24 protein-coding genes and 9 tRNA genes are annotated in these 24,308 nt (G+C 40.9%); 2 read left to right on the top strand and 31 right to left on the bottom strand.

The features are described from left to right. Positions 1 to 4: 4 nt before the first annotated feature. From AAAT26_RS08780 to rpsD, 18 genes are all read right to left on the bottom strand, one after another. Positions 5 to 1,732: a TIGR03960 family B12-binding radical SAM protein gene (locus tag AAAT26_RS08780; RefSeq protein ID WP_349209100.1), complete on the bottom strand. Its 1,728-nt coding sequence runs from the start codon at positions 1,730 to 1,732 to the stop codon at positions 5 to 7. A gap of 120 nt (positions 1,733 to 1,852) precedes the next feature. Beyond that, entirely contained in the window at positions 1,853 to 2,572 is a 720-nt protein-coding gene (locus tag AAAT26_RS08775; RefSeq protein ID WP_021148486.1) for a DUF421 domain-containing protein, read from the bottom strand. A 12-nt stretch (positions 2,573 to 2,584) separates the two neighbouring features. Beyond that, the gene (locus AAAT26_RS08770) at positions 2,585 to 3,046 is read right to left on the bottom strand and encodes a DUF3290 family protein (protein WP_008602566.1); all 462 of its coding nucleotides are present in this window, start codon (positions 3,044 to 3,046) and stop codon (positions 2,585 to 2,587) included. Between the two features lie 173 nt (positions 3,047 to 3,219). Further along, complete coding sequence (ilvC, locus tag AAAT26_RS08765) at positions 3,220 to 4,227, bottom strand: ketol-acid reductoisomerase (protein ID WP_349209099.1); 1,008 nt, start codon at positions 4,225 to 4,227, stop codon at positions 3,220 to 3,222. Between the two features lie 141 nt (positions 4,228 to 4,368). Then, entirely contained in the window at positions 4,369 to 5,154 is a 786-nt protein-coding gene (locus AAAT26_RS08760; RefSeq protein WP_008602563.1) for an ABC transporter ATP-binding protein, read from the bottom strand. 11 nt (positions 5,155 to 5,165) lie between these two features. Next, on the bottom strand, positions 5,166 to 5,654 hold the full coding sequence (gene ilvN / locus AAAT26_RS08755) for an acetolactate synthase small subunit (RefSeq protein WP_004695208.1): 489 nt from the start codon (positions 5,652 to 5,654) through the stop codon (positions 5,166 to 5,168). Further along, on the bottom strand, positions 5,654 to 7,363 hold the full coding sequence (gene ilvB / locus AAAT26_RS08750; protein WP_039965267.1) for a biosynthetic-type acetolactate synthase large subunit: 1,710 nt from the start codon (positions 7,361 to 7,363) through the stop codon (positions 5,654 to 5,656). The genes ilvN and ilvB overlap by 1 nt, the downstream gene beginning before the upstream one ends. A gap of 18 nt (positions 7,364 to 7,381) precedes the next feature. Next, complete coding sequence (gene ilvA / locus AAAT26_RS08745; protein ID WP_227037385.1) at positions 7,382 to 8,605, bottom strand: threonine ammonia-lyase; 1,224 nt, start codon at positions 8,603 to 8,605, stop codon at positions 7,382 to 7,384. 42 nt (positions 8,606 to 8,647) lie between these two features. After that, complete coding sequence (gene ilvD, locus AAAT26_RS08740; RefSeq protein WP_008602556.1) at positions 8,648 to 10,318, bottom strand: dihydroxy-acid dehydratase; 1,671 nt, start codon at positions 10,316 to 10,318, stop codon at positions 8,648 to 8,650. A 535-nt stretch (positions 10,319 to 10,853) separates the two neighbouring features. Then, positions 10,854 to 12,257: a DASS family sodium-coupled anion symporter gene (locus tag AAAT26_RS08735; protein WP_349209098.1), complete on the bottom strand. Its 1,404-nt coding sequence runs from the start codon at positions 12,255 to 12,257 to the stop codon at positions 10,854 to 10,856. A gap of 16 nt (positions 12,258 to 12,273) precedes the next feature. Beyond that, positions 12,274 to 12,717: a cupin domain-containing protein gene (locus tag AAAT26_RS08730; protein ID WP_008602552.1), complete on the bottom strand. Its 444-nt coding sequence runs from the start codon at positions 12,715 to 12,717 to the stop codon at positions 12,274 to 12,276. Between the two features lie 68 nt (positions 12,718 to 12,785). Then, positions 12,786 to 13,094 (bottom strand): heavy-metal-associated domain-containing protein, encoded by a 309-nt coding sequence (locus tag AAAT26_RS08725; protein ID WP_105087006.1) that lies wholly within the window; start codon positions 13,092 to 13,094, stop codon positions 12,786 to 12,788. A 14-nt stretch (positions 13,095 to 13,108) separates the two neighbouring features. Then, positions 13,109 to 13,351, bottom strand: coding sequence for a Sec-independent protein translocase subunit TatA/TatB (locus AAAT26_RS08720; RefSeq protein WP_008602548.1), 243 nt, complete (start codon positions 13,349 to 13,351; stop codon positions 13,109 to 13,111). Between the two features lie 36 nt (positions 13,352 to 13,387). Continuing rightward, positions 13,388 to 14,143, bottom strand: a complete 756-nt coding sequence (gene pgl, locus AAAT26_RS08715) for a 6-phosphogluconolactonase (RefSeq protein WP_008602546.1) — start codon at positions 14,141 to 14,143, stop codon at positions 13,388 to 13,390. A 170-nt stretch (positions 14,144 to 14,313) separates the two neighbouring features. Next, the gene (gene fabM / locus AAAT26_RS08710; protein ID WP_008602545.1) at positions 14,314 to 15,105 is read right to left on the bottom strand and encodes a trans-2-decenoyl-ACP isomerase; all 792 of its coding nucleotides are present in this window, start codon (positions 15,103 to 15,105) and stop codon (positions 14,314 to 14,316) included. 187 nt (positions 15,106 to 15,292) lie between these two features. Continuing rightward, positions 15,293 to 15,685, bottom strand: coding sequence for a 30S ribosomal protein S9 (rpsI, locus tag AAAT26_RS08705; RefSeq protein ID WP_004695188.1), 393 nt, complete (start codon positions 15,683 to 15,685; stop codon positions 15,293 to 15,295). A 20-nt stretch (positions 15,686 to 15,705) separates the two neighbouring features. Then, positions 15,706 to 16,146: a 50S ribosomal protein L13 gene (gene rplM / locus AAAT26_RS08700; RefSeq protein WP_004695186.1), complete on the bottom strand. Its 441-nt coding sequence runs from the start codon at positions 16,144 to 16,146 to the stop codon at positions 15,706 to 15,708. Between the two features lie 214 nt (positions 16,147 to 16,360). Beyond that, positions 16,361 to 16,948 (bottom strand): 30S ribosomal protein S4, encoded by a 588-nt coding sequence (rpsD, locus tag AAAT26_RS08695; protein ID WP_008602541.1) that lies wholly within the window; start codon positions 16,946 to 16,948, stop codon positions 16,361 to 16,363. Positions 16,949 to 17,245: 297 nt separating this feature from the next. On the opposite strand from rpsD, the gene AAAT26_RS08690 reads away from it, so the two are divergent. Both AAAT26_RS08690 and AAAT26_RS08685 read left to right on the top strand, forming a co-directional pair. Then, positions 17,246 to 18,145, top strand: a complete 900-nt coding sequence (locus AAAT26_RS08690) for a LysR family transcriptional regulator (RefSeq protein WP_004695178.1) — start codon at positions 17,246 to 17,248, stop codon at positions 18,143 to 18,145. 222 nt (positions 18,146 to 18,367) lie between these two features. Continuing rightward, positions 18,368 to 18,691, top strand: coding sequence for a YnfA family protein (locus AAAT26_RS08685; RefSeq protein ID WP_008602538.1), 324 nt, complete (start codon positions 18,368 to 18,370; stop codon positions 18,689 to 18,691). A 44-nt stretch (positions 18,692 to 18,735) separates the two neighbouring features. Here the strand turns inward: AAAT26_RS08685 and AAAT26_RS08680 are convergent. From AAAT26_RS08680 to AAAT26_RS08620, 13 genes are all read right to left on the bottom strand, one after another. Further along, positions 18,736 to 18,811: transfer RNA gene (locus AAAT26_RS08680), tRNA-Val, on the bottom strand. Positions 18,812 to 18,814: 3 nt separating this feature from the next. Further along, positions 18,815 to 18,889, bottom strand: a tRNA-Glu gene (locus AAAT26_RS08675). A gap of 8 nt (positions 18,890 to 18,897) precedes the next feature. Next, positions 18,898 to 18,973: transfer RNA gene (locus AAAT26_RS08670), tRNA-Asn, on the bottom strand. 7 nt (positions 18,974 to 18,980) lie between these two features. Beyond that, a tRNA-Gly gene (locus AAAT26_RS08665) sits at positions 18,981 to 19,055 on the bottom strand. A gap of 3 nt (positions 19,056 to 19,058) precedes the next feature. Next, a tRNA-Val gene (locus AAAT26_RS08660) sits at positions 19,059 to 19,134 on the bottom strand. Between the two features lie 5 nt (positions 19,135 to 19,139). Then, positions 19,140 to 19,214 (bottom strand) — tRNA-Glu (locus AAAT26_RS08655). Between the two features lie 5 nt (positions 19,215 to 19,219). Further along, positions 19,220 to 19,295: transfer RNA gene (locus tag AAAT26_RS08650), tRNA-Lys, on the bottom strand. A gap of 3 nt (positions 19,296 to 19,298) precedes the next feature. Next, positions 19,299 to 19,374: transfer RNA gene (locus AAAT26_RS08645), tRNA-Asn, on the bottom strand. A gap of 5 nt (positions 19,375 to 19,379) precedes the next feature. Beyond that, a tRNA-Gly gene (locus AAAT26_RS08640) sits at positions 19,380 to 19,454 on the bottom strand. Positions 19,455 to 19,653: 199 nt separating this feature from the next. Then, on the bottom strand, positions 19,654 to 20,757 hold the full coding sequence (locus tag AAAT26_RS08635; RefSeq protein ID WP_349209097.1) for a nicotinate-nucleotide--dimethylbenzimidazole phosphoribosyltransferase: 1,104 nt from the start codon (positions 20,755 to 20,757) through the stop codon (positions 19,654 to 19,656). Beyond that, positions 20,754 to 21,791: a nicotinate-nucleotide--dimethylbenzimidazole phosphoribosyltransferase gene (cobT, locus tag AAAT26_RS08630; RefSeq protein ID WP_316102176.1), complete on the bottom strand. Its 1,038-nt coding sequence runs from the start codon at positions 21,789 to 21,791 to the stop codon at positions 20,754 to 20,756. The genes AAAT26_RS08635 and cobT overlap by 4 nt, the downstream gene beginning before the upstream one ends. A 122-nt stretch (positions 21,792 to 21,913) precedes the next feature. Next, on the bottom strand, positions 21,914 to 22,801 hold the full coding sequence (locus AAAT26_RS08625) for a prephenate dehydrogenase (protein WP_349209096.1): 888 nt from the start codon (positions 22,799 to 22,801) through the stop codon (positions 21,914 to 21,916). A gap of 107 nt (positions 22,802 to 22,908) precedes the next feature. Next, complete coding sequence (locus tag AAAT26_RS08620) at positions 22,909 to 24,255, bottom strand: MATE family efflux transporter (protein WP_349209095.1); 1,347 nt, start codon at positions 24,253 to 24,255, stop codon at positions 22,909 to 22,911. Positions 24,256 to 24,308 lie beyond the last annotated feature (53 nt).

Raw genomic sequence — 24,308 nt, 5'->3', positions numbered from 1 at the left:
CCTCCTATTTACAAACGCCACAGCGTTTACAACCTGCTGCACATGGAGGGGTATATGCTTCATCGATAGATCGTTTCCATTCCATTTCAAGATAGCCCTCCTGCATGCCCATATCTAAATGGCTCCATGGCAAGAATTCATCAAAACTGCGTTCACGATAATTCATATTATCCATATCCAGGCCAGCAGCCTTCATTTCGGACTTAAAAGATTTACTGCCCTGATCGGCTGCACATGCTGCAATGACAGCGCCTAAGCGACGATCTCCACGAGCGAGAACTCCTTGAATGTACGCCTCTTTAGGAGACTCTACGAGAACCTCAATACGGCGATTCTTTTGCAATGCTTTCTTTATATATTGTAACTTTTTCTCCACCGCTTTTTGATTATCCATGGCCATCCATTGGAACGGTGTAAAAGGCTTCGGAATAAAGGGATTGATACTGAGCGTCAAACGACCTTTACAGCCAACTTTATCCATATGAGCCTGCGTCCTTTCCGCAAGACCTACAATAGCCTCAATATCTTCATCGGTTTCCGTTGGCAGCCCAATCATTATATATAAGCGCATGTGCTGAATACCTGACTTTGCAGATAAGGTAGCTGCATTTTGTAAATGCTCTTCACTGATACCCTTGTTAATGACGCGACGCAACCGTTCACTACCCGTTTCTGGGGCAATGGTAATCGTCTTTTGTCCACTATCCGCTAGTCCATCCACCACGGCTTGTGTTAACGAGTCAGCACGCAAGGATGCACAAGAGTAACGCATATCTTTAGAGCGAATATAATTAACTAGCTCATCTACCTCGGGATAATCCGAAATAGCAGCACCCATGAGTCCCACCTTTTTGCCTAGCTTTTCTGCGCGCTCTACGCCTTCTTTCAAAATGTCCAAAGGACGTACACGCGGTACGCGGAAGCAATATCCAGCCATACAGAAGCGACAGTGCCGACCACAACCACGGGCTACTTCGATGATATACATAGCACCAAATTCAGTATAGTTCGTAGCTACTACCGTTTCACCACCGCTAGTGAGCATTTCAAAGTGACGTTTGATCGTTTTAGGCACGCCCTCAGCAATATCATAGCCTTTAAATTCACCATCTTCATTGTAAATCGGCACATACAGGGATGGTACGTAAACACCCGATACATCCGCTAATTGACGTAAAATAGCGTGACGATCCAAGCCTTCCATTTTTCCATCTCGAATGATATCTAGTACGCGACTGACGATACCTTCCCCTTCACCGATGATAAAAGCATCGATAAAGTCGGCAAAAGGCTCAGGGTTAAAGGTCGCACAAGGGCCCCCTGCAATAACGATAGGGTCAAATTCGGTACGGTCTTTTCCCATGATAGGTACACGGCCATGGCGCAACATCAAAGGAATATGGAAATAATCCATTTCGAAGGTGACATCAAAAGCAACTACATCAAATTGATGCATAGGCCGTTGTGTTTCAACGCTCATAAGCGGAGTCTTAGTCTTATCGTAAGCTTCTAATTCCTTTTTCTCAGGCAAGAAGATTCGTTCGCAGACGCTATCATTTCGTAAATTGATTTCCTCATAAATGATATGAAGTCCAAGATTACTCATGCCCACAAAGTATGTATTCGGATAAACGATAGCTACTTTTTGCCCTGCATGAGGATTTACTGTTACCCGACTGTCTTCATCTTTATATAATTCTTGTAATCGATCAATTAAATCTTTACGATTCACTAATTTCCTTTCTATATAAGCCCACTACGAATAGTGGGCTTAATAACACTTTACATATCATTTGTACATCTATAAAATTACATAATACTAATTTCGCCTATAATAAAAAACCAATAGATATTACAATTTAGATTTCAATTTATCCTTAGTATGAGCGGTCTTACTTTTAAGAGTGCTTACAATTTGTGGGCGATGTTTTCTTTCATAAGGATATACAACAACTTTTTCATCTTTATATTCTGCAATATATATGTCCTTAACAGAGTATCCTTGAGCTTGGATTTCTTGTTCAAGCCAATCTCTATCTTTTTCAATTACATCGAGGGTAAACTGATTAATTTGACCATCATCGATAAGGTCAAATCGAATATTATCTTCACCGAATTGAACCACGTTGAGCTGACCGTTTTGCTCCAATACGGCACGCTTAACATCCGTAACATATTGAACACCGGCAGCACGAAGTTTTAATTTAAGTTCAGCCGCTTGTATACCATAACGCATACATTCTTCTGTTAGAATATGACCTTTTTCGATTACTATAACTGGATGACCATCAAGAATTGCTTTAAAAATACGAAGATTCCCTTTTAAAAACTTAAGAGTCATTACGAGGATAGTCCATAAAATAAGAACTAACATAAACTGTAAAATGCCAATTTGATCATTGTAAATAATGGCACCGATAATACCACCAAGTACGTAGTTTTGCAATTGGTCTAAAGCAGAGGTTGGGGCTAAATTGCCCTTACCCATTAAATTGATTTGTAGAATAATCGCCAAGAGACCGATGGCGAGTTTTGCAAAGACCATCCCATAGACGGCCATAGCTTCTGTCATATGTGGTCCTCCTTATTGTAATGCATCCTCTTTATCGTGAATTCGATCTATAGGGCTTACCTTATAAACACGTGTAATCGTATAGGTTGAAAATTCTGGATTAAATTGAACCTCATAGTAAGCGTCACTTACTTTTAAAATCATACCATTACGAATCTTTAAGGAGTTAACCGCCAATTGGTCACTCGGTACGGAACGATCTGAACTAAAAGAATGTAAAAATTGAGCCATACGAGAGGAGTCCTCAGAATAGGTTTTCATTCGATTATACTCTTGGTATTCAAGCCCTAAGAAGAACACTACGATTAAAGACAATATAATCATCAAGTCACGATAGCGACTAGTAAAACCATTTCGCAATACTTGTACTCCCAAAATGAGCAATGCTAATAGAACAGCTACAATTATAATAAAGCCCCAAGTTTGACCTATTACAGCCTGACTTTCAACATAGGCTAATGTGTAAAAATCCATGCCACACTCCTTTCAAATATTACTTTTTATTATACCATATTTGATTCCAATATTTTCGATGTAATCGTCAAGATGGCCCAAAATAATGTAAGAAAAGATAAAAAATAGCGACCCCTTACGGGGTCGCTTTTAATAAGCATATAATCTCACAAAAGATTACCTAAGTAATACTCTTATTTTAACCAGCTCATCAAGTTGCGAAGTTCTGCGCCAACTGGTTCAATTGGATGATTAGCAGCTGCTTCGCGATGTTCTTTAAGGAATTTTTGACCATTTTTGGAATCTGCTAAGAATTCATCAGCAAATTTACCAGATTGAATATCCGCCAAGATTTGTTCCATAGCTTTTTTAGTATCTGCAGTGATTACGCGAGGACCTGCATGGTAATCGCCGTATTCAGCAGTGTTGGAAATGGAGTCGCGCATTTTTTGGAAGCCACCTTCGTAGATAAGGTCTACGATCAATTTCATTTCATGCAAGCATTCAAAGTAAGCGTTTACAGGTTCATAACCAGCTTCTGTTAATACTTCGAAACCAGTTTTGATCAATTCAGTAACACCGCCGCACAATACAGCTTGTTCACCGAAGAGGTCAGTTTCAGTTTCAGATTTGAAGTTAGTTTCCAAGATACCGGAACGGCCACCACCGATACCAGAAGCCCATGCTAATGCAACTTCTTCAGTATCACCAGATGGATCTTTTTCTACAGCGTATAAGCAAGGAACGCCAGAACCTTCTTGGTATGTACGACGTACTAAATGACCAGGGCCTTTAGGAGCTACCATGAATACGTTGATGTCTTCACGAGGTACGATTTTACCAAAGTGAATGTTGAAGCCGTGAGCAAATGCCAAGTATGCACCTTGTTTTAAGTTAGGAGCGATATCTTGTGCATATACGTCTGCTTGTAATTCGTCTGGAATCAATACCATAACGATATCAGCGCCTTTAACTGCTTCTGCAGTTTCTTTAACTGTAAGGCCTGCTTCTTCAGCAGCTTTCCAGCTAGAAGAACCACCACGAAGACCAATTGTTACATCCATACCATTTTCTTTCAAGTTCAATGCATGCGCATGACCTTGGGAGCCGTAACCTAAAACTGTAATTTTTTTGCCTTCCAATTTGCTCAAATTACAATCTGCATCATAATAAACTGTAGTACCTAAAATTTTACCTGCCATATTAGACAACCTCCAAACATATTCAATAGAATATAGATTATATATACTGTACACAATCTAACAAATTTTTGCAAGATGTGGCGTACATTAATTTAGTATCAGCAAGCCAAGTTTTAAGCCTCTGATAAAAAAAATTGATAACTACCGAACCATCACCCATGGACGATCATCTTTCCATACAACTTGTACGGAAAGTCCAAAGACATCAGATAAAATATCATCAGTTAGTACCTTGTGTTTAGGACCTGCATGAATCATCTTGCCCTCTCGCAAGATAGCTACATGAGTAATAAACGGTAGTATCTCTTCAATTTGATGTGACACATAGATAATCGGTGTCTGCTGCTCAGCTACCAAAGTAGATACGATGCGTAAAAACTGCTCCCTCGCTGGTAAGTCCAAACCAGAGCAAGGCTCATCCAAAATCAATAATTCTGGATTTGCCATAATAGACCTCGCTAACAATACCCGGCGCTGTTCGCCAGCAGATAAGGTTCGAAAACGATGACCTTCCAAATAGTCTAGTCCAAATTCAGATAATAATTGCATACCTCGTTGACGCACCTCAGGTGCTACCTCTTGGTATATACCAATGCTACTAAATGCACCAGAAATAACAATATCTTCAACGACTTGTTTATCCAAGGTTGACTGAAATTGTCCAAGCACAGAGCTAACAAATCCTAGTCTAGCCTTGATTTTGGGCCACGCATATTTACCAAATTCCTTACCAAACACACGCAAAGTACCCGTTGTGGGAATTTGATAAGCAGGTATCATGCTGAGTAGCGTTGATTTACCAGCCCCATTAAGCCCTAATAAGGCCCAATGTTCACCGTCCTCTATATGCCAATTTACATTATCTAAAATAGATCTACCATCACGGCGAAAGCAGACATTTTCATAATGGAGTAATTCACGCCCCACGTTATCAACTCCTACATTTTTTCTCCGCGGCTCATAGCGGTGATACCTGTTTTAGCAATTTCAAGAATACCATAAGTTTCCATAATTTGAATGAAGCCACGTAATTTTTCTACACTACCAATGACTTCAATGATCATAGATGTAGGAGAAATATCTAACACATTACCACGATATACATCGGCAATCTGTACTATTTGTGATCTTGTGGAAGCAGATGCTTTTACCTTGATAAGCATTAACTCACGGCATACCACATCATGATCTTCAAACACTTTAACCTTAACAACATCGATAAGCTTGTAGATTTGTTTTTGCACTTGATCGAGAATTCGGTCATCGGCCTCTACAGTAATAGTAATACGTGCATAACCTGGCTGATTTGTAATGCCAGATGTCATTTTTGTAACGTTAAAGCCACGACGGTTAAAGAGTGCCAAAATACGTGTACCAATACCTGGTGCATTTTTTGCAATGATTAAGACTTGATGTTCTTTCGCCATTATAGCACCCCTTTCTTACCCATCATACCGCTTATCGTGCCGCCTGCTGGAATCATTGGTAATACATTATCCTCTCGTTCAACGCGACAATCCAAGACAATGCTTTCATCCGATGTAATGTATGATTTAAATTCTTTGTTGAAAGTTTCAACATTATCTAGACGCGCTGCTTTCAAGTCAAATGCATCTGCGAGTTTCACGAAGTTCGGACTCACTTCCAAATCTACATAGGAGTAGCGTCTATCATTGAAGATTTCTTGCCATTGACGAACCATACCAAGATAGCCGTTGTTAATAATAATAATCTTGATTGGCAAATTATATTGGCGAACCATCATGAGCTCTTCACAAGTCATTTGGAACCCACCATCACCGACAACAAGGATAACTTGCTTCTTAGGCGCCCCTACTTGAGCCCCAATAGCCGCCGGCAAACCATACCCCATGGTACCCGCACCGCCAGAGGTAACGATAGTATGAGGTTTTTTATGAGTTAAGAATTGAGCCGCCCACATTTGATGTTGACCGACGTCACTTACGATTATGGCATCTTCCTTGGCAATCTTATTAAGCTCAGATAACACATATTGTGCATGCAATACATCATTTTTAGACTCAGGGATTACCATAGGGTATTCCGCTTGCCATTCTCGGATTTGCTCAAGCCACGCTTCATGAGTTGTAGGTTCTACAAGAGCATTAAGCTCCGTTAATACCTGTTTTAAATCCCCTACGATAGGCACATTGATTGTAACATTCTTATCAATTTCAGCTGGGTCGATATCAATATGGATGATTTTAGCTTTTTTACAGAAGAAATCTGGATGGCCTGTGATGCGGTCATGGAAACGAATCCCTGCAGCAATCACGAGATCTGCCTCATCTGTACTATTATTAGCTGCAACAGAACCGTGCATACCAACCATACCAAGAGCCAATTCGTGATCTCCTGGGAAACCACCAAGACCAACTAATGTATTCGTCACCGGAATTTGAGCCTTTTCAGCTAATTCTTTAAGCTCATCCATAGCACCAGACTTTAATACGCCTGCCCCAGCAATGATAAGTGGACGCTTTGCATTTTTGATGAGAGTAGCTGCTTTTTTGATTTGACCTTGATGACCTTTATAGGTTGGATCATAGCCTTCAAGATGAATAGGTACTTCGTACAATTTGTTGTATTCCGCCATGGATATTTTCTCGGTTTGAATATCCTTCGGAATATCGATAAGTACAGGGCCTGGGCGACCTGTGCCAGCAATAAAGTACGCCTCTTTAATGATGCGAGGCAAATCATGAATATCTTGAACAAGATAGTTATGCTTGGTTATAGGCATCGTAATACCTTGGATATCCGCCTCTTGAAAAGAGTCCTTACCGATAAAGGGCCGGCCAACCTGACCTGTAATGGCCACCATAGGTACGGAATCCATGTACGCAGTCATAATACCTGTTACAAGATTCGTTGCACCAGGACCAGACGTAGCAAGACATACACCTACGCGACCAGATACGCGAGCATAACCATCTGCTGCATGTGCAGCACCTTGTTCATGACGAACAAAGTAATGTTTAATTTCAGGGAAGCTATATATTTCATCATAAATTGGAATTACCGCGCCACCTGGATAGCCGAACATATCGGTTACACCAAGGCGATGCAATGTTTCAAGGACAATGCGTGCCCCATTGATTGTTTCTGCGCTCATAGGAACCCTTTCACCCAGCTATTCAGACAATATCTCGCTGGAATTTAAACGTTTAATAATGTAGCCATTATGTTTGAAAGTATCAATAATGTGTTGGATGTGCTCTTCACCATTTGTTTCTACCGTTACTTGCAATTCCACTTCATGGAAACGGTCAAGGTTTTTGAACTGATTATGGTCAAGTTTAATAACATTTGCATCTGCATCGGCTAACATTTGAGATACAGCCACTAACTGGCCTGGTTTATCAGGAAGGTTAACGGAGAAAGTAAAGATACGACCACGTACGACAAGACCTTTATTAATCATAGAGGAAATGGTAAGTACGTCGATATTACCTCCACTGACAATGGCTACAACCTTTTTACCTGTGCAGTTCAATTTTCTAAGACCTGCCAATGGTAAAATACCGGAATTTTCTGCTACTAATTTATGTTTTTCAACAAGCAACAGGAATGCTTCCATCAATTCGTAGTCTGAAACAGTAATAATGTCATCTACATATTGCTTGATATATTCTAATGTAGTTTCCCCAATTTGGCGTACTGCCGTACCATCTGCAATCGTCGCTACTTCATCGAGTGGTACCGGATGATCAGCCTTTAATGCAGCGATTGCACTTGCGGCACCTTCAGGCTCTACACCGATAATCTTAACGCGCGGATTTTTTAACTTTGCCGCTGCCGCAATACCAGATACGATACCACCGCCCCCAACAGGAACAAGCAATACATCTGCATCAGGAAGTTCATCGAGAACCTCGAGAGCAATTGTCCCTTGCCCTTCGATGACATCTTCATCATCGAAGGGATGGACGAACACATAACCATGTTCTTGTTGGAGTTCCATCGCTTTTTGGCAAGCTTCATCATAGATTTCACCATGTAATACGACATCTGCGCCGTACTGTTTTGTTGCATTAACCTTTATAAGAGGCGTGTGTTTCGGCATAACAATAGTCGCTTTAATGCCAAGGCGTTTCGCAGCAAGGGCCACGCCTTGTGCATGATTACCAGCAGACGCAGCGATAACACCGCGCGCCTTTTCCTCTTCTGTCAGCTTTGCAATTTTATTATAAGCTCCACGAACCTTAAAAGAGCCTGTTATTTGCAAGTTTTCTGGCTTGATATATACATCATTTTCGCACTCGTCAGAAAACACATCGCTGTGAAGCAATTTCGTTTTCACCGTGATTGTGCTTAATCGCTCTCGAGCCTCCATAAAATCATATAATTTGTGCATGTACACTATCTCCTCTAGTTAGTATTAAATGAAAGTCTAGTATTAGTCTTCAAATACTTCGATAGCACCTTGTGCAGCAGAGGATACGTGAAGAGCGTATTTTTTAAGATATCCAGTTACATTGGATTTGAACGGTTTCAATGCAGCTTTACGACGAGTGATTTCATCATCAGATACAGCTAGTTCCAATTTACCGTTTGGAATATCGATGTTGATAATATCACCATTTTCAACGATAGCAATGGTACCGCCGGCAGCTGCTTCTGGAGATACATGTCCGATGGATGCACCACGAGTAGCACCGGAGAAGCGTCCATCTGTCAACAATGCTACATCTTTATCTAGACCCATACCGGCAATCATAGATGTTGGAGTCAACATTTCACGCATACCAGGACCGCCTTTAGGGCCTTCGTAACGGATAACTACAACATCACCTTTCACGATTTTACCGCCTGTAATAGCTTCAACCGCTTCTTCTTCACTGTTGAATACCTTTGCTGGACCAGAGTGAACAAGCATATCTGCATCTACGGCACCGGCTTTTACAACGGAACCATCTACAGCAAGGTTACCTTTAAGAACCGCGATACCACCAGTTTCATGTACTGGATTATCCCATGGGTGAATAACATCTTCATCCACAACATGAGCTGCCGCTGCAATTTCACCTTGTGTTTTAAGAGCAACAGTTTTGCAATCTGTATGAAGGCGACCATTTTCTGCTAAACGTTTCAACACGGCAGATACACCACCTGCAGCGTACAAGTCTTCAATGAAGTATACGCCAGATGGAGATAATTTAGATAATTGAGGTGTATTTTGAGCGATGCGATCAAAATCGTCTAAGGATAATGGTACACCTGCTTCGTGAGCAATAGCCGGTAAATGAAGCGCCGTATTAGAGGAACCGCCCAAAGCCATATCAAGAGCTACCGCATTTTCAAAGGCTTCACGAGTCATAATATCTTTAGGGCGAAGGTTTGCTTTTAATATCTCTACCGCTTGCATACCAGCTAACTTAGCTAAACGCAAACGTTCAGAATATACCGCTGGGATTGTACCATTGCCAGGAAGGCCCATACCGAGAGCTTCTGTTAAGCAGTTCATTGTATTTGCCGTATACATACCAGAGCAAGAACCACATGTAGGACATGCCGTATTTTCGATATCAGCTAACTCAGCATCATCCATTTCACCAGTTTGATGTTTGCCTACGGCTTCGAATACGTCGGACAAACCAATTTTTTTACCTTTATGTACACCAGCGAGCATGGCCCCACCAGATACGAATACAGATGGGATATTAAGGCGAGCAGCTGCAATCAACATGCCTGGCACTACCTTATCGCAATTTGGAATGAATACCATCGCATCGAATGGTGTAGCCATAGCAGTAGCTTCGATAGAATCTGCAATGATATTACGTGTAACTAAGGAGTATTTCATGCCGATATGGTTCATTGCCAAACCATCGCAAATACCGATAGTATTGAACTCGATTGGCACACCACCTGCGTTGCGAATACCGTCTTTTACGGCTTGTACAATATTTTTCAGGCCTACGTGACCAGGGATGATTTCATTGAAAGAGTTGGCAATACCGATGACTGGTCTACCCATTTCTTCATCAACAAAACCCAGAGCTTTTAATAAAGATCTGTGTGGTGCACGTGCTACGCCTGTTTTCAAATTGTCACTTCTACAACTCATGTTAATCTCCTCACTTTTGAAAGCATCCACTTGGACAGCTTTCACGACGCATAAAAAAAGACGATTCCAATGAATCGTCTTAAAAGTTTACAAATGATATTCCTTTTGTTTACAGAATTCCTATATACATAAATAATCCTATGTACCCCTTGGAAAATATACACATAAGAAACAAACCATATAGTCAAATCTTATTGATTGTATATTAAACCATTCGCGGAACTTCTAAGACAAAAACGTGTTAAGTTGTTGTTCATAATTCGAATGTCATTAATAATCACGACTAGCGCAATAATCAATAAGCTAATGACTAAACCTAACATGTTTCCTCCTAAAATATTCTGTAATAATAATCACGGAATAATAATAACACGTTATATTATCCCGCGCAAGATAATTCACAATAAATTCTATAGATTCATCATAGTTTTTTTATGAAGTTCACCATACCCAAAAACTATAGCAAACCTAGTAAGGTATAAAAAATATAGATATAACAAGAAAAATCCCTCACCGTAGTGAGGGATTGAATATATTATAAAATACCAAAGAGCCATATGCCAAAAGTGCCGCCCCAGAAATGAATGAGGAAGCTCACCACGGAAATGGCAAGACCTACGCGCCACCATGTACCTTGTGGCACATAGCCAGCACCGAAGAAGATTGGTGTTACACCTGAACTATAATGAGTCAATGTACAGCCAGGACTGTTCATCAAACCAAAGAGCAATATCGTAAACGGAATAGGAGCCCCCATCGCCACTAAAATGGCTGCAAAGGCGGAGAATAAAGCTGTAATACGCGCCGTACCACTGGCAAAGAAATACTGAGAGTACACAAAGGTAGCGGAAATGATAAAGGATGCCCAGAACCAGTCAAAGCCAGCTAAATGTTGACTTACAAAGTCTGCAAACACAGCTACTACACCGAGTTTACCAAGCAGCCCAGCCATGCCCACAAGCGTACCCATCCAGATAAGGATATCCCAACCGGTACGTTCACCCAAAATATCCTCCCAAGTAAGAGAGCCAGTCACAACACACGCCAGAACCCCCATCATCGCTACTACTGTAGGATGAAGCTTAGTCCAAATTGCTGTAGCCCAAAGCAAGATGCAAAGTACAAAGATAATAGCAACAGAAATTTCAGCCTTCGTAATAGGTCCAAGAGCATCTAGTTCTTTTTGAGCCATTACAGCAGCCTCTGGTGTTTCCTTGATTTCTGGTGGATAGATTTTATAGATAAACCAAGGCATCAAAATCATACAAATCACACCAGGAATGACACCTGCTTGGAACCATTCCCACCAAGATATATCATAGCCAAACAGTTTAGCACCTAAAGACGTAATAAGCAAATTACCGCTACATGCGGTCAAGAAGATCGTCACAGTAATAGTGTTAATAGTATGTGCCGTCGTCATCAAGTACGCCCCAATGCGGCGGGCCGTATTACCATAAGGTTCAGAACCAAAAGCTAAGGAAATATTTTGTACAATGGGGAATACAATACCACCTCCACGCGCCGTATTAGATGGTGTAGCTGGAGAAATAATCAAGTCCGTACAAGCCAACGCATAGGCAAGCTTTAATGAGCTTGTGCCAAAAGAGCGAATCAAGGTGTACGCAATACGCTTACCAAGGCCAGAATTAATAATACCTCGTGAAAAGAATACGGCCGCTACGATAAGCCACACATTCGCCTCTGCATAGCCACCTAGAGCCTGTACCATAGTGATGGAATTAGTGGCTACGGCTACAACAATACCAAAGAGGGCCATAATACCCGTTGGCCAGGGACGTAAGATAAAGCCCACAATAGTAGCCGTAAAGATAGCTAATAAATGCCAACCTTCAGGCTTGATTGCCTCTGTATGAGGTAAAAACCAAATAACGAGGCCCACTAAAACGGTAAGGGCCGCTCGTGTAAAAGTATTCATAGAACCTCCATCAGGCTTAACAACTTTCCAAGAATTCTTTGATTTTAGGATTTGCTCGTAACATTTCCATCTCTTCAGGGGATAATAATTTTACCTTATCTCGATCTTGATTTACCAAGCAAAGAAAACCAATATAATCGCCCTTATTAGCACGGAACTGATGAATTGTTTTGCCTGGAATTTCGATAAAATCACCAGTTTCTACATCGTGGATTTCATCGCCCAATAAGACTTGCCCCTTGCCGCGAAATATCATAACCATATGCGTATGATCGTGATACTCCAAGGTAGAATATCCCCCTGGCAAACATTCAAAATAGCGGAATTGACACGGAATATCATAAGCACCATCATATAATACTTGACGTGTTACATCTTTAAAAGGACTACCATCTTGTTTATATACCAAGGTTTCAATACCATCCCACTTAAAATTTTTAGCATCAAACTTACGTATCATCGTATTACCTCTTTAAACAAAAAAGGGCTGCATCGAAACAAGGTTTCAATACAGCTCCATCGGTTCGATTATTTGAAGAGACGTTTCAAAGTGCCTAGTAATCCATGACTATGTTTTTGTACACCGTCTGCAACGCCTGTCACTTCAAAGCCAGTTCGTTCAATGGCTTTTGTAATAACTTCTACAGATGCTTTTGTTGGATCAAAAGAAACGGTAGCTGTCTTTTCTGGCAAATCTACTTCTGCACTTAATACGCCAGGCAAACCTAGAGATGCACCTTCAACTGTTTCTTTACAGTTGTTGCACATCATCCCCGGTACAGTAAATACCTTTGTTACAACGCCATTATCTTCGCCACAACCACAATCTTTGCACATAGTGTTACCTCCTATTAATCCTTAGCTTCTTTATGTTTATCGTCGTTCTTAGCCCCTGCTGTCACATCGATAGTAGTCGCTTTCTTAACGGCTTCTTTCGTTTCATCAACAGCCTTTTTAGGCCCCGAAATAGCATCTTTAAACTCATTGATGCCTTTACCAATAGCTTTACCGACTTCAGGCAATTTACCAGGTCCGAAGATAACTAGAGCAATCACTAATATAACTATTAATTCAGGTGTTCCTATAGACCCCATATGTATCTCCTTTATTTTTACTACTACTTATACTCTTTAGTGTACATCATCATAGGCTGCCTTGTCCACATACCAGGTCATAGCTTCTTGTGAAAGCACTGCTCCAGGCAATACACGACCAATGCGTTTTTCCCAAGGTAAATCCTCGTAATCTTCGCGTTGATACAATACCTTTGTCAAAGCAGTTCGCTTACTTTCACCAGTTACGGTAAACCAAACCGCATCAGATTTTGCTAGGAACGAAAAGGTCATAGAAATACGTTCCCATACCTTTCCATCCTCAACGGCTACCACGTCTTGATCTGTGACACGCAATGCATGAGAACCTGCAAATAGGCCGGCTGTATGACCATCTTCACCAAGATCGAGCAATGCCAAATCTAGTCCACTTTTTTTACAAGCCTTGAGAACATTCTTAACCTCTTTCTCGTATTCCGCTGCCGCTTCTATTACAGTTTTAGAATCTGTATTGATTGGCAAGAAATGAGCCGCCCCTTTCGCCTTACACAACAAGTAAGGTTTCACGCGATTGAAGTAATTATCCTCATGAGATTGCGGCAAGAATCGCTCATCAGTCCATACAAAGAATATGCGTTCCCAATTAAGGCGTTCAATATATTCTGGGGAATTAAGCAATTCTAATAAACCATTAATAACAGTCCCGCCTGTAATACCAACAACACACGTTTCAGTGCGATTGATTTCCTCGTTAGTGAAAGCAATAAAATCCTCTGCTAATGCTTTAACTACATCGCTAGGGCTGTCATAACATTTAATTGTATCTTGAGCCATGTAATAATGACCTCCTAAAACTATTTCAATAGTTCTATTATATACACTTTTTCTGTGTAATGAAAGCAAAACCGATGCAACTCAATAGTTGGAGCCACATCGGTTCTAATTATATTTGTATTTTCTTATGAATTACAGGAAATTCCATTCCATATATCCATAAATCAATATTATTGTTGACCAAATTTAGGACGGCGACGCTCTGTGAAAGCACGTACACCTTCTTTGAAGTCCTCGGAAAGGCCTAATTTACATTGGTTTTCTACTTCAAACTTCTTGTACTCTTCCCAACCTGCTAAGAAGCTATTCCACATCATTTCCTTCATAACGCGGTAAGATTGTGCAGGCCCTTTTGCCAACTTCTCAACAAGGCGTCTTGTAGCAGTCTCTAAATCTTCTAATTCACAAACCTTATACACAAAGCCAAGGTCCTTACCCTTTTCAGCAGATACGGCTTCACCGGTCATAACAATATGCATAGCACGGTTCATACCAATAGAGCGAGCCAATAAGAATAAACCACCAGCATCAGGAGCAAGACCTACATTTACGAAGGCTTGAATAAAGCGTACATTATTAGCCGCCACAACAAAATCTGCCGCTAAAGCCATATTGAAGGCAGCACCTGCCGCAGCCCCTTGAAGGCTCATGATAACAGGTTTTGGTAACTTCTTCATAGCCATAGAAATCTCAGCTACTAGCTCAACGATTTCAAATAAAGACTCAGTATCCCCTTCGTTTACAGCGCGCTCCATCTCTGTTAAATCGCCACCCGCAGAGAACACCTTCCCCTCTGCATTGATAAGCAACGCACGAACACTTTCATCATTATGAGCTTTATCTAAGACCTCAAGGATCTCCTTGCACATCTCGATATTAAAACCATTGGCTACGGTTGGACGATTAAAGGTCAACGTACCAATACCGTTGTCCACTACGTACTGAATTGTATTATAAATCATATGATTTCTCCTATATAAAAATCTATTTTCGAAAAAATTCGATTATTATATATCTATTATAGGAGAATTAAATATAGATGTAAATGAAAGAATGAAAATTAAGCTGACTTGAGTATTAAAAATTATCTAATAATGCAAAAACACCTGCAGACATTGTCTGCAGGTGTAATATCCTGTATTCCAAATATTAACGTTTGGAGAATTGGCTTGCTTTGCGGGCTTTTTTAAGACCGTATTTTTTACGTTCTTTCATACGTGGGTCACGAGTCAAGAAGCCAGCTTTTTTCAAAGATTGACGAAGTTCGCCATCTACGTCCAATAACGCACGGGAGATACCGTGACGAATTGCACCAGCTTGACCAGAAGGACCACCACCAGCTACAGTTGCGATAACATCGTATTGTTCAACTGTGTTAGTCAAGTTCAAAGGTTGTTTTACGATCAATTCCAAAGTTTGGCGACCGAAATAATCATTAAGTTCACGTTTGTTAACAGTGATTTTACCTGTGCCCGGTACCAGACGAACTCTAGCAACGGAAGATTTTCTACGACCAGTGCCGTAATATTGTGCTACTGCCATTATATATTCCTCCCTCTAGATTATCGTACGGAAATTTCTAACACTTCTGGTTTTTGAGCTGCATGTGGATGCTCAGGACCAGCGTATACATTTAATTTACGGTATTGTTGTGCACCCAATTTATTTTTTGGAAGCATACCACGAACTGCCATCTCAACAACACGTTCAGGTTGTTTTTCAAGCATCATGGACAATTTAGTGAAACGGGAACCACCTGGGTAACCAGAGTGACGGAAGTATTCCTTTTGTTCCAATTTTTTACCAGTTACGCGAATTTTTTCTGCGTTTACAACAATCACATGGTCACCAGTATCTACGTGTGGTGTGAAAGTTGGTTTATTTTTGCCCCGAAGAACTTTTGCAACTTCGGCAGCAAGGCGTCCTAAAGTTTTACCTTCAGCGTCAACAACATACCATTTCCGTTCGATTGTGTTCGGATTGGCCATATATGTAGTTTTCATGCTGCATATCCTCCTAATAACGTCATAATTCTACCAAAATCAGCTTGTCCTTTGCTTCCGGGGCTAATGGAAACACGACTAAAGCTTACTCAAAATAGTATACAGATTTTGGTTGTCTATGTCAATTGTTTTTTGCACTGTCATAGCCCTTTGACACTAATATTCATAAAGAAAAAACCACCCAATTCTGAGTGGTTTTCCCAAAAGCGCCAAATTATTTGGAGTACAATTCGACGATAAGTGTTTCGTTAACTTCGATAGGAAGTTCTTCACGTTGAGGAAGACGAGTGAAAGTAGCTTTGAAGCCGTCCAAGTCTTTTTCAATGTAAGGAAGTTCGAAAGAACGAAGTTCTTGGAAATTAGTTTTGAACATTTCGTTGTCACGAGATGCTTCGCGTAATTCGATTACATCGCCTGGTTTGCAGGAGAAGGAAGGAATGTCTACACGACGACCGTTTACCAAGATGTGGCCATGGTTTACCATTTGACGAGCTTGACGAATGGAGTTACCGAAGCCGATGCGATATACAAGGTTATCAAGGCGTTGTTCCAAAAGGATCAACATGTTTTGACCTGTAACACCTTGCATTTTTTTCGCTTTATCATAATAGCGTACGAACTGGCGTTCTAGCAAGTTGTAGTAAGCTTTAACTTTTTGTTTTTCTAATAATTGTGTGCCATACTCAGACATTTTCTTCTGACGTTGGTCTTTTTTGACGCGATTCAAGGCTTTTGCGTGACCGAATACGTTCACACCAAAGCGACGACAAAGTTTGAATCGAGCCTCTCTTCTCGTTGCCATGTGATTATCACCTCATAAGATTAAAATAAACTTGTACCTACACATAATGGTACCCAAGTATAATATCATTTTCATCTACTTATGTCAATTATCGATACTTGTGAAAGTTATTGAAATAAGTGCATAATCACATTTTTTGATTACACTTTTTTACGATAATACTACTCTCTATATCGATTGTGCATGTTTCATCATATTTTATAGATTTAGATGAAAAATCAATTATAGTATGCTACAATATGAATAAGTAAGGTAATAGGTATCATTGGATTCTTATAACTAAATTGGGGGAATAGCATGAAAGAGTTACCTACAATGCAAGAGCTACAAAGTTTTATTACCTATAATAAAACAGGAAGCTTTACATTAGCAGCACAATCTATGAATATTACACAATCAGCTTTCAGCGCTCAAATGAAAAAATTAGAGCGTTTAGTTGGTGTAAAATTAATCTCCCGTTCTACAAGAGGTAGCCGTTTAACACCAGAAGGTGAGTTATTTCTACCAGAAGCAGAACAAGTTCTCGACACATTGGAACGAGCGATCCAATCCATTCGTTTGGCCAGCAAGGTTGAACGACCAATTCTAAACATTGGCGTATTACGTAGTCTCGGGGATATCCGTCTAAATGGTTACGTATCCCACTTCTTCCAAAACCATCCTGAATTCTCTGTCAGTATTTACGACATGGAGGAAGAAGAATTGATGCTCGACTTGCGCGAAAATCGCATCGACATTGCATTACTCTATTTGCCAAACAATAAGGATATGTCTGCATACGAATCCACTGCACTTAGAGAAGATGAGTTTGTATACTATGCGCCAAACTTAGTGAACGGTATGGAAACGGCTAGTTTGAAAGCTATCCAGCAGCAACCATTGCTCATGTATCCTCCTAAATACTTTATGTACCGCACATTAAAAAACTATGTTGGAAACGGTCAGCAAAACCTACATATCCGCGGTAGTCGCCTATCCAATCCATATACAATGATTGACTATTGTCAAAAGAATAAATCTGGCTGCATTGTAGCACGTCAAATTTTAAGTTCCTTAAATATCAATGATGGCTTTGTACCTTTAGAAAAACCATTCAAACTTCAAGTGTGTTTCGCATTTAAGAAGAACAATTCTAAAACAGAAACCATGCATACCTTCATGGATTATGTACAAAGCGAATCACCACCACGTTTATAAAAAATAACAAAACCCCGTATACTTTTTTAGGTGTACGGGGTTTTGTTATATTTACAACACGACTCAATTCCATCACTGCTAAAATCTATATTTAAGTAAATTTTCTCTTTCATTCTAAACAGTTAATAGTCTAAGGGTATAAAATAATTGCTCTCTTCTAACTCAGGTTGTAAAATAGAGAATAGATTTCAATTAATACTGCAAGAATACAGTGAGGTTACTATGCTCTTATCTATTCTCTTCTTTATATTGGCAGGACTTGCGGAAATCGGTGGTGGCTATCTCGTATGGCTTTATATGCGCGATGACAAAGGACCGATTTACCTGATCGCAGGTGCATTTATATTATTTTTATACGGTATTATCCCTACCTTTCAACCAGAAGCTAGTTTTGGTAAAGTTTACGCCGCCTATGGCGGTGTATTCATTGCCCTCTCTATTCTCTGGGGATGGCTTGTGGACGGCTTGCGACCAGACATGTATGATATCATCGGTGGTATCGTATGTCTTGTAGGTGTATATATCATCATGTACGCACCGCGATAATTTTACATACTAAAAAACGGCTATCCGAAGATAACCGTTTGCTTTGGTGGACGATGACAGGATCGAACTGCCGACATCCTGCTTGTAAGGCAGGCGCTCTCCCAGCTGAGCTAATCGTCCATGTGGTGACCCGTCCGGGAATCGAACCCGGGATACCGCCGTGAAAGGGCGGTGTCTTAACCGCTTGACCAACGGGCCAATAAAAATGGCTCCTCGAGTAGGACTCGAACCTACGACCGATCGGTTAACAGCCGATTGCTCTACCGACTGAGCTATCGAGGAATGTTTATGGAGCGGGAAACGAGATTCGAACTCGCGACCCCCGCCTTGGCAAGGCGGTGCTCTACCGCTGAGCTATTCCCGCAAATGGTGGACGATGACAGGATCGAACTGCCGACATCCTGCTTGTAAGGCAGGCGCTCTCCCAGCTGAGCTAATCGTCCATATATGGTGACCCGTCCGGGAATCGAACCCGGGATACCGCCGTGAAAGGGCGGTGTCTTAACCGCTTGACCAACGGGCCAGAAATGGTGACTCACCCGCGACTCGAACGCGGGACACCCTGATTAAAAGTCAGGTGCTCTGCCAACTGAGCTAGTGAGTCAAATGGCTCCTCGAGTAGGACTCGAACCTACGACCGATCGGTTAACAGCCGATTGCTCTACCGACTGAGCTATCGAGGAATGTATGGAGCGGGAAACGAGATTCGAACTCGCGACCCCCGCCTTGGCAAGGCGGTGCTCTACCGCTGAGCTATTCCCGCATACAGAACCGATAATTACTATAACATAATTATCAATCTGTCGTCAAGGATGAATTAAGTCCGTCCTGACTGCCATATAATAATATCAATTTACACATATAGTGTCAATGGTTTTTCCATAAAATGCTAGTAAATATTGGTTTAAAGACCATCGCCCACATAAGAAAAAGGGAGATGGTACAATCCCCTTTAAAACGGGTTATTCTTTATTCTTTTGTCTACCTTTACCAGCCCCATCTTCGGCTGCACTCACCTCCGCTTCAACGAAGGTTTTCATGTCATTTAGCATATACATAGATGCATTGATAACAGATAGGCCCATGGTAGAGCCTACGGCTTCATCGATTAGCAGTTTATAGTCTAAATAAGGCTTTACCCCTAAGAAGCGACATTGTTCCTTATGTATAGGTTCATCATAGGCAGCCGACGGGAACACATAGTCCTTAACTAGCGGTTCAATGGTAACCGCCGCTAAAACAGCTGCACCAGTTACTATATTATCAAAGACTACAGCCATGCGATGGCTAGCAGCTCCTAAGATAAAGGCCGTTAAAAATGCAATATCTAAACCACCCGCTACGTGAAGCAAGTGCAATACCGCATCACGGCGCTCACTTTCACTAATAGCAGACCAATCATCAACAGCAATCTTGAATGGATCTACAAAGAAATGAATATGAGCAGCACGTTCATCCACTGTAGGCCCCCATTCATTGTGTACGAGAATATCATTGTAGGCACAGCCTGTAATAGTAGCTGTCGTTACGAGAGAATCTAAAAAGGCTCTCTCCCCTATGTTACCAATCGCCACCACTTGTAGTCCATCTGCATGTAATTTATCTGCATAGGTAAAACCTAGCTCAAGAGCACGGTCTAATTCATCTCGAGAAATAACAGGTTCTACACCAAAGAAATGGGACCCCTTCCGAATCACCTGTTGCTCAATATTTGCTAAATCAGAAGTGTCTTGTTCTAGACCTACATTCACCACATGTACAACAGCATTTAATTTAGCTGCAGCCCCTTGTGTAGCTGTTGTTCCCTCATTAAAGCGTTTTATGGCAGCATAACTTTCACTACCATGTTGATCATTTTGCGGTCCATCTACCAAGTGATCAGCTGCCACAACGAGCACACCTTGACGCAAATGATTTGGTTTAGGGTCTCTTAAAATTCCTGCAAAACGCTCCGCTATAGTTTCTAACGTAGCCAGGCTATAGATAGGCTTTGTCAAATTATCAATACGGAATCGACATGTTTCCATTGCTTGTGTATCTAACGGCTCAACTTTGAAAGTTCTCATTTATTACCTCCTGTAATGGCCATATACATATGCACCGCAAGATCTAGCATCCCCATTTGTATGGATCCACCAGAAGCCTCACCTAAACAAAGGCCTAAATCTACATAGGCTTCAAGGCCTAAATTTTCTAAGGAAGATTTGGCCGCTTTTTCAGCAGATAAATGTGAAGCCATCACATAATCCATCGCTTTTGGAGCCAATGTTTTAGCCACCAATGCACAAGCCGATGTATTAAATCCATCGATAATAACTAACCCATGATTTGCTGCAGCGCCTAAAATAACACCAACAATACAAGCAAATTCAAAACCGCCTACAGACGATAAAATACCAAGAGCATCATCCTTACTAATATCCTTATATTTTTCTAGCACATCATGAACGATCCGCTGTTTTAGTTTGAGGCGTTCATCGGAAATATTCGTTCCTCGTCCCGTCGCCTCTTCCGCTGTAAGTCCTGCAAACTTAGCGGTCATAAGGGCACTAGCTGTCGTATTCGATATGCCCATTTCACCTACCAAAAATACGTTGAAGCCTTCATCGATTTTTTCTTTTGCTAGACGAATCCCTGTTTCGATGCCCTCCACGGCTTGTTCGCGCGTCATAGCCGGCTCTTCTACAAAGTTTTTTGTACCCATCCCCAGTTTATGACTTCGAAGACCTGGAACCCAACTCATATCCGCATCAATCCCCATGTCGATAACTTCCATTTGGGCCCCACAATAATTAGCTAGGGAGTTAGCACCCGCCCCTTTGGGGATTAGATAATTTTGTGTCATCCCAACAGTTGTTTCCTTGGGATACGCACTGACACCCATATCAGCTACGCCATGATCCGCAGAAGCAATAATCATGCATGGTTTTGGCACGGTTACCTGCTCTTGATTCGTAGCCGCCCCGTATTGAGCCACAACATCTACAAGACGACCATATAGTTCCACCGGCGATTCTGCATTCCAGCTATTAAATATATGTTGTTCAATCTTTAAGCTGCGACCTGTAATAGCGCCACAAGTTTCTTGTAACAAACTCATAAAAGCTCCCTTAACATAATATATTTACATACTCATATCGATATATAGTATACACGATTCTAGCTATATGTCATGTTTTTTCAGTTACATTACTCTCTTATAGGATACAAAACTACGCAAATTTAATTATCCTTGATTTGACCAGTTAAATACGGTAACTTTCCTCGAATCTCGCGACTTCGTTCAAGATAGATTTCTAATTCTTGACCGTCATCCTCTTGTAAAAGTATCTCTTTTACACGTTGAATTTCTGCTTCAACTTGTGTAAGACCTTCGATGACATTACGACGATTTCCATAGATAATTTCACGCCACATAGATGGTAACCCACCTGCAATACGGGTACAATCACGGAACCCACCAGCAGATAATTTCATGCGTAATTCGCCCAATTCACCACCGCCAGAAACTTGTGTCACAATGGACGCCAACAAATGAGGCATATGACTAACCATCGCAAGATATGCATCATGGGCATAGATATCGACAAATTCAATACGAGACCCTAAGGCACGACCCATGTCAGCTAATTCTTGAGCTACTTCTTCACTATATACATCAGATGCCTTATCTTCTAACACGATCCAGCCCATACCTTTGAATAGGTTTTTATGAGATACTTCATACCCACCCTTTTCGGATCCTGCCATAGGATGGACAGATACGAAAACGGTCCCCTTAGGAATCGATTCATAAACGGCTCGTACAAAATTTTCCTTCGCACTAGATACATCGGTTACGACTTGTCCCGGTCTAAATAGATGAGCCGTTTCAGTAAAAAGTCGTGCATTTGTATCAGGCGGCAAGGAGAATACAACGATATCAGAATGTTTAATCAATGGTTCAACTTCTGTCCATGCAGCTTTTACTACTCCATCTTGAATAGACGCATCACAGACCTCTTGGCGACGTGCATAACCTACTACCTCATAATCGGTATATGCCTTTAAGGCCTTTGCCAAGGATCCACCTAATAGGCCTAAGCCAATAATGCCTACTGTCTTGCTCATATAAACCTACTTTCAAGTAAAACTAGCAATGTCTATTCTCCAATATAATGCTAGTTATATTACATTATTATTTAGCTAATTGTAAATCAAAATTAGGGAGAATGAAATTAAGCTTCGATAAGATGCTTGTTTCTCCATTTGCCGCTATACCAACGATATACAAACAATACACCTCGCAAGATTTCATCAGCGGCCATGGCAATCCATATACCAACAAGGCCCCAGCCCCAGTAAATACCAAATAGATACGATAATGGCACGGCGCATAACCACATGCCAAAGATTCCCACTAGCATAGGCGTACGAATATCACCAGCAGCCTGTAAACAACCAACCATAACGATATTTACTGCACGTCCTAACTCAAGGAAGATCTCAACCAGTAATACATTATGTGCTAACTCTAAGATTTCCGGATCTGAAGTAAACACAGATACAACAAAATCACTAGTCACATAGAAGAATGTAGCAAGACCTACGCTAATAGCAATCGCTAAATACATGGACCTCCATACACGACTAGTAACCTCCTCTTGGCGTTTAGCGCCCATTAGGAAGCCTACAATAACTTGTGAAGCATTGGATAGCGCTATGGTGTATACATAACAAAGCATGGCGATAACAGATACATACACCTTTGTATTGATTACCGCGAGTCCCAAAATATTGACCATTTTCATAATCGTCGTTTGAGATAATTGATAGCTCAATGTTTCTCCACCAGAAGGAACACTAATATGCAATAAAGATTTAACCGTATGCCACGGAAATGGTTTTAAGAATGAAAAGCTAATTTTTAAGTCCAATAATTTCTTAAAAGTATAACCAATAATCACGAGGCCTACTACCTTAGATAGCCACGTAGAAATAGAAACACCTAATACCCCAAGACTTGGTATTGGTCCATGTCCAAAGATTAATACATAGTTTGTTAGAATATGAATGATATTCATCACAAGAGCAATGTACATGGTAACGCGTGTTAATGAGTGACCTCTAAATACGGCTACTAACGCATAATACATCGCTTGTATCGGTAGCCCTGCAGCAACGATAGTAGTATATATCGACGTATCACTCATCGTTTCTGGTGGTATACCTAGCCATGTAAAGATCCATTCATGGCAAGTAATAAAGAATACTGCCGCTATAGATGAAAAGAGAAAATTCATCACTAAGCTGACCGTACATACCTCTGATAGCTTGGACTGGTTTCTCGCTCCTAAATATTGGGCAATCAAAATCGTCGTAGCTGTACTCATGACGATGATGAGCATAATAAAGATATTTAAAATCTGATTGGCATTAGCTACCGCTGCTACCGCTTGAGGCGAGTAGTGACTCATCATCAATTGGTCTATATTACCTACTAGCATCTGTAGGAACACTTCAATAAATATAGGCCAACTCAAAGTCCAGATAGATAGACTAATCCCCTTTTCGTATGCTTTCATAAAAACCTCTGCAATGAATACGATACGATTGCAATGAATATCATACAATGTCC

Origin of the sequence: Veillonella parvula (assembly GCF_040094895.1) — a bacterium.
Taxonomy (GTDB): Bacteria; Bacillota; Negativicutes; order Veillonellales; family Veillonellaceae; genus Veillonella; species Veillonella parvula_L.
Note: the sequence above shows the minus strand (reverse complement) of the source record. Positions and strands in the feature narration are given on the sequence as shown.

Excerpts from the sequence above, each read along its gene's own strand:
- AAAT26_RS08775 (WP_021148486.1), bottom strand. The coding sequence starts at position 2,572 with ATGACAGAAGCTATGGCCGTCTATGGGATGGTCTTTGCAAAACTCGCC.
- AAAT26_RS08770 (WP_008602566.1), bottom strand. The coding sequence starts at position 3,046 with ATGGATTTTTACACATTAGCCTATGTTGAAAGTCAGGCTGTAATAGGT.
- ilvC (WP_349209099.1), bottom strand. The coding sequence starts at position 4,227 with ATGGCAGGTAAAATTTTAGGTACTACAGTTTATTATGATGCAGATTGT.
- ilvN (WP_004695208.1), bottom strand. The coding sequence starts at position 5,654 with ATGGCGAAAGAACATCAAGTCTTAATCATTGCAAAAAATGCACCAGGT.
- ilvB (WP_039965267.1), bottom strand. The coding sequence starts at position 7,363 with ATGAGCGCAGAAACAATCAATGGGGCACGCATTGTCCTTGAAACATTG.
- ilvA (WP_227037385.1), bottom strand. The coding sequence starts at position 8,605 with ATGCACAAATTATATGATTTTATGGAGGCTCGAGAGCGATTAAGCACA.
- ilvD (WP_008602556.1), bottom strand. The coding sequence starts at position 10,318 with ATGAGTTGTAGAAGTGACAATTTGAAAACAGGCGTAGCACGTGCACCA.
- AAAT26_RS08735 (WP_349209098.1), bottom strand. The coding sequence starts at position 12,257 with ATGAATACTTTTACACGAGCGGCCCTTACCGTTTTAGTGGGCCTCGTT.
- AAAT26_RS08730 (WP_008602552.1), bottom strand. The coding sequence starts at position 12,717 with ATGATACGTAAGTTTGATGCTAAAAATTTTAAGTGGGATGGTATTGAA.
- AAAT26_RS08725 (WP_105087006.1), bottom strand. The coding sequence starts at position 13,094 with ATGTGCAAAGATTGTGGTTGTGGCGAAGATAATGGCGTTGTAACAAAG.
- AAAT26_RS08720 (WP_008602548.1), bottom strand. The coding sequence starts at position 13,351 with ATGGGGTCTATAGGAACACCTGAATTAATAGTTATATTAGTGATTGCT.
- pgl (WP_008602546.1), bottom strand. The coding sequence starts at position 14,143 with ATGGCTCAAGATACAATTAAATGTTATGACAGCCCTAGCGATGTAGTT.
- fabM (WP_008602545.1), bottom strand. The coding sequence starts at position 15,105 with ATGATTTATAATACAATTCAGTACGTAGTGGACAACGGTATTGGTACG.
- rpsI (WP_004695188.1), bottom strand. The coding sequence starts at position 15,685 with ATGGCAGTAGCACAATATTACGGCACTGGTCGTAGAAAATCTTCCGTT.
- rplM (WP_004695186.1), bottom strand. The coding sequence starts at position 16,146 with ATGAAAACTACATATATGGCCAATCCGAACACAATCGAACGGAAATGG.
- rpsD (WP_008602541.1), bottom strand. The coding sequence starts at position 16,948 with ATGGCAACGAGAAGAGAGGCTCGATTCAAACTTTGTCGTCGCTTTGGT.
- AAAT26_RS08690 (WP_004695178.1), top strand. The coding sequence starts at position 17,246 with ATGAAAGAGTTACCTACAATGCAAGAGCTACAAAGTTTTATTACCTAT.
- AAAT26_RS08685 (WP_008602538.1), top strand. The coding sequence starts at position 18,368 with ATGCTCTTATCTATTCTCTTCTTTATATTGGCAGGACTTGCGGAAATC.
- AAAT26_RS08635 (WP_349209097.1), bottom strand. The coding sequence starts at position 20,757 with ATGAGAACTTTCAAAGTTGAGCCGTTAGATACACAAGCAATGGAAACA.
- cobT (WP_316102176.1), bottom strand. The coding sequence starts at position 21,791 with ATGAGTTTGTTACAAGAAACTTGTGGCGCTATTACAGGTCGCAGCTTA.
- AAAT26_RS08625 (WP_349209096.1), bottom strand. The coding sequence starts at position 22,801 with ATGAGCAAGACAGTAGGCATTATTGGCTTAGGCCTATTAGGTGGATCC.
- AAAT26_RS08620 (WP_349209095.1), bottom strand. The coding sequence starts at position 24,255 with ATGAAAGCATACGAAAAGGGGATTAGTCTATCTATCTGGACTTTGAGT.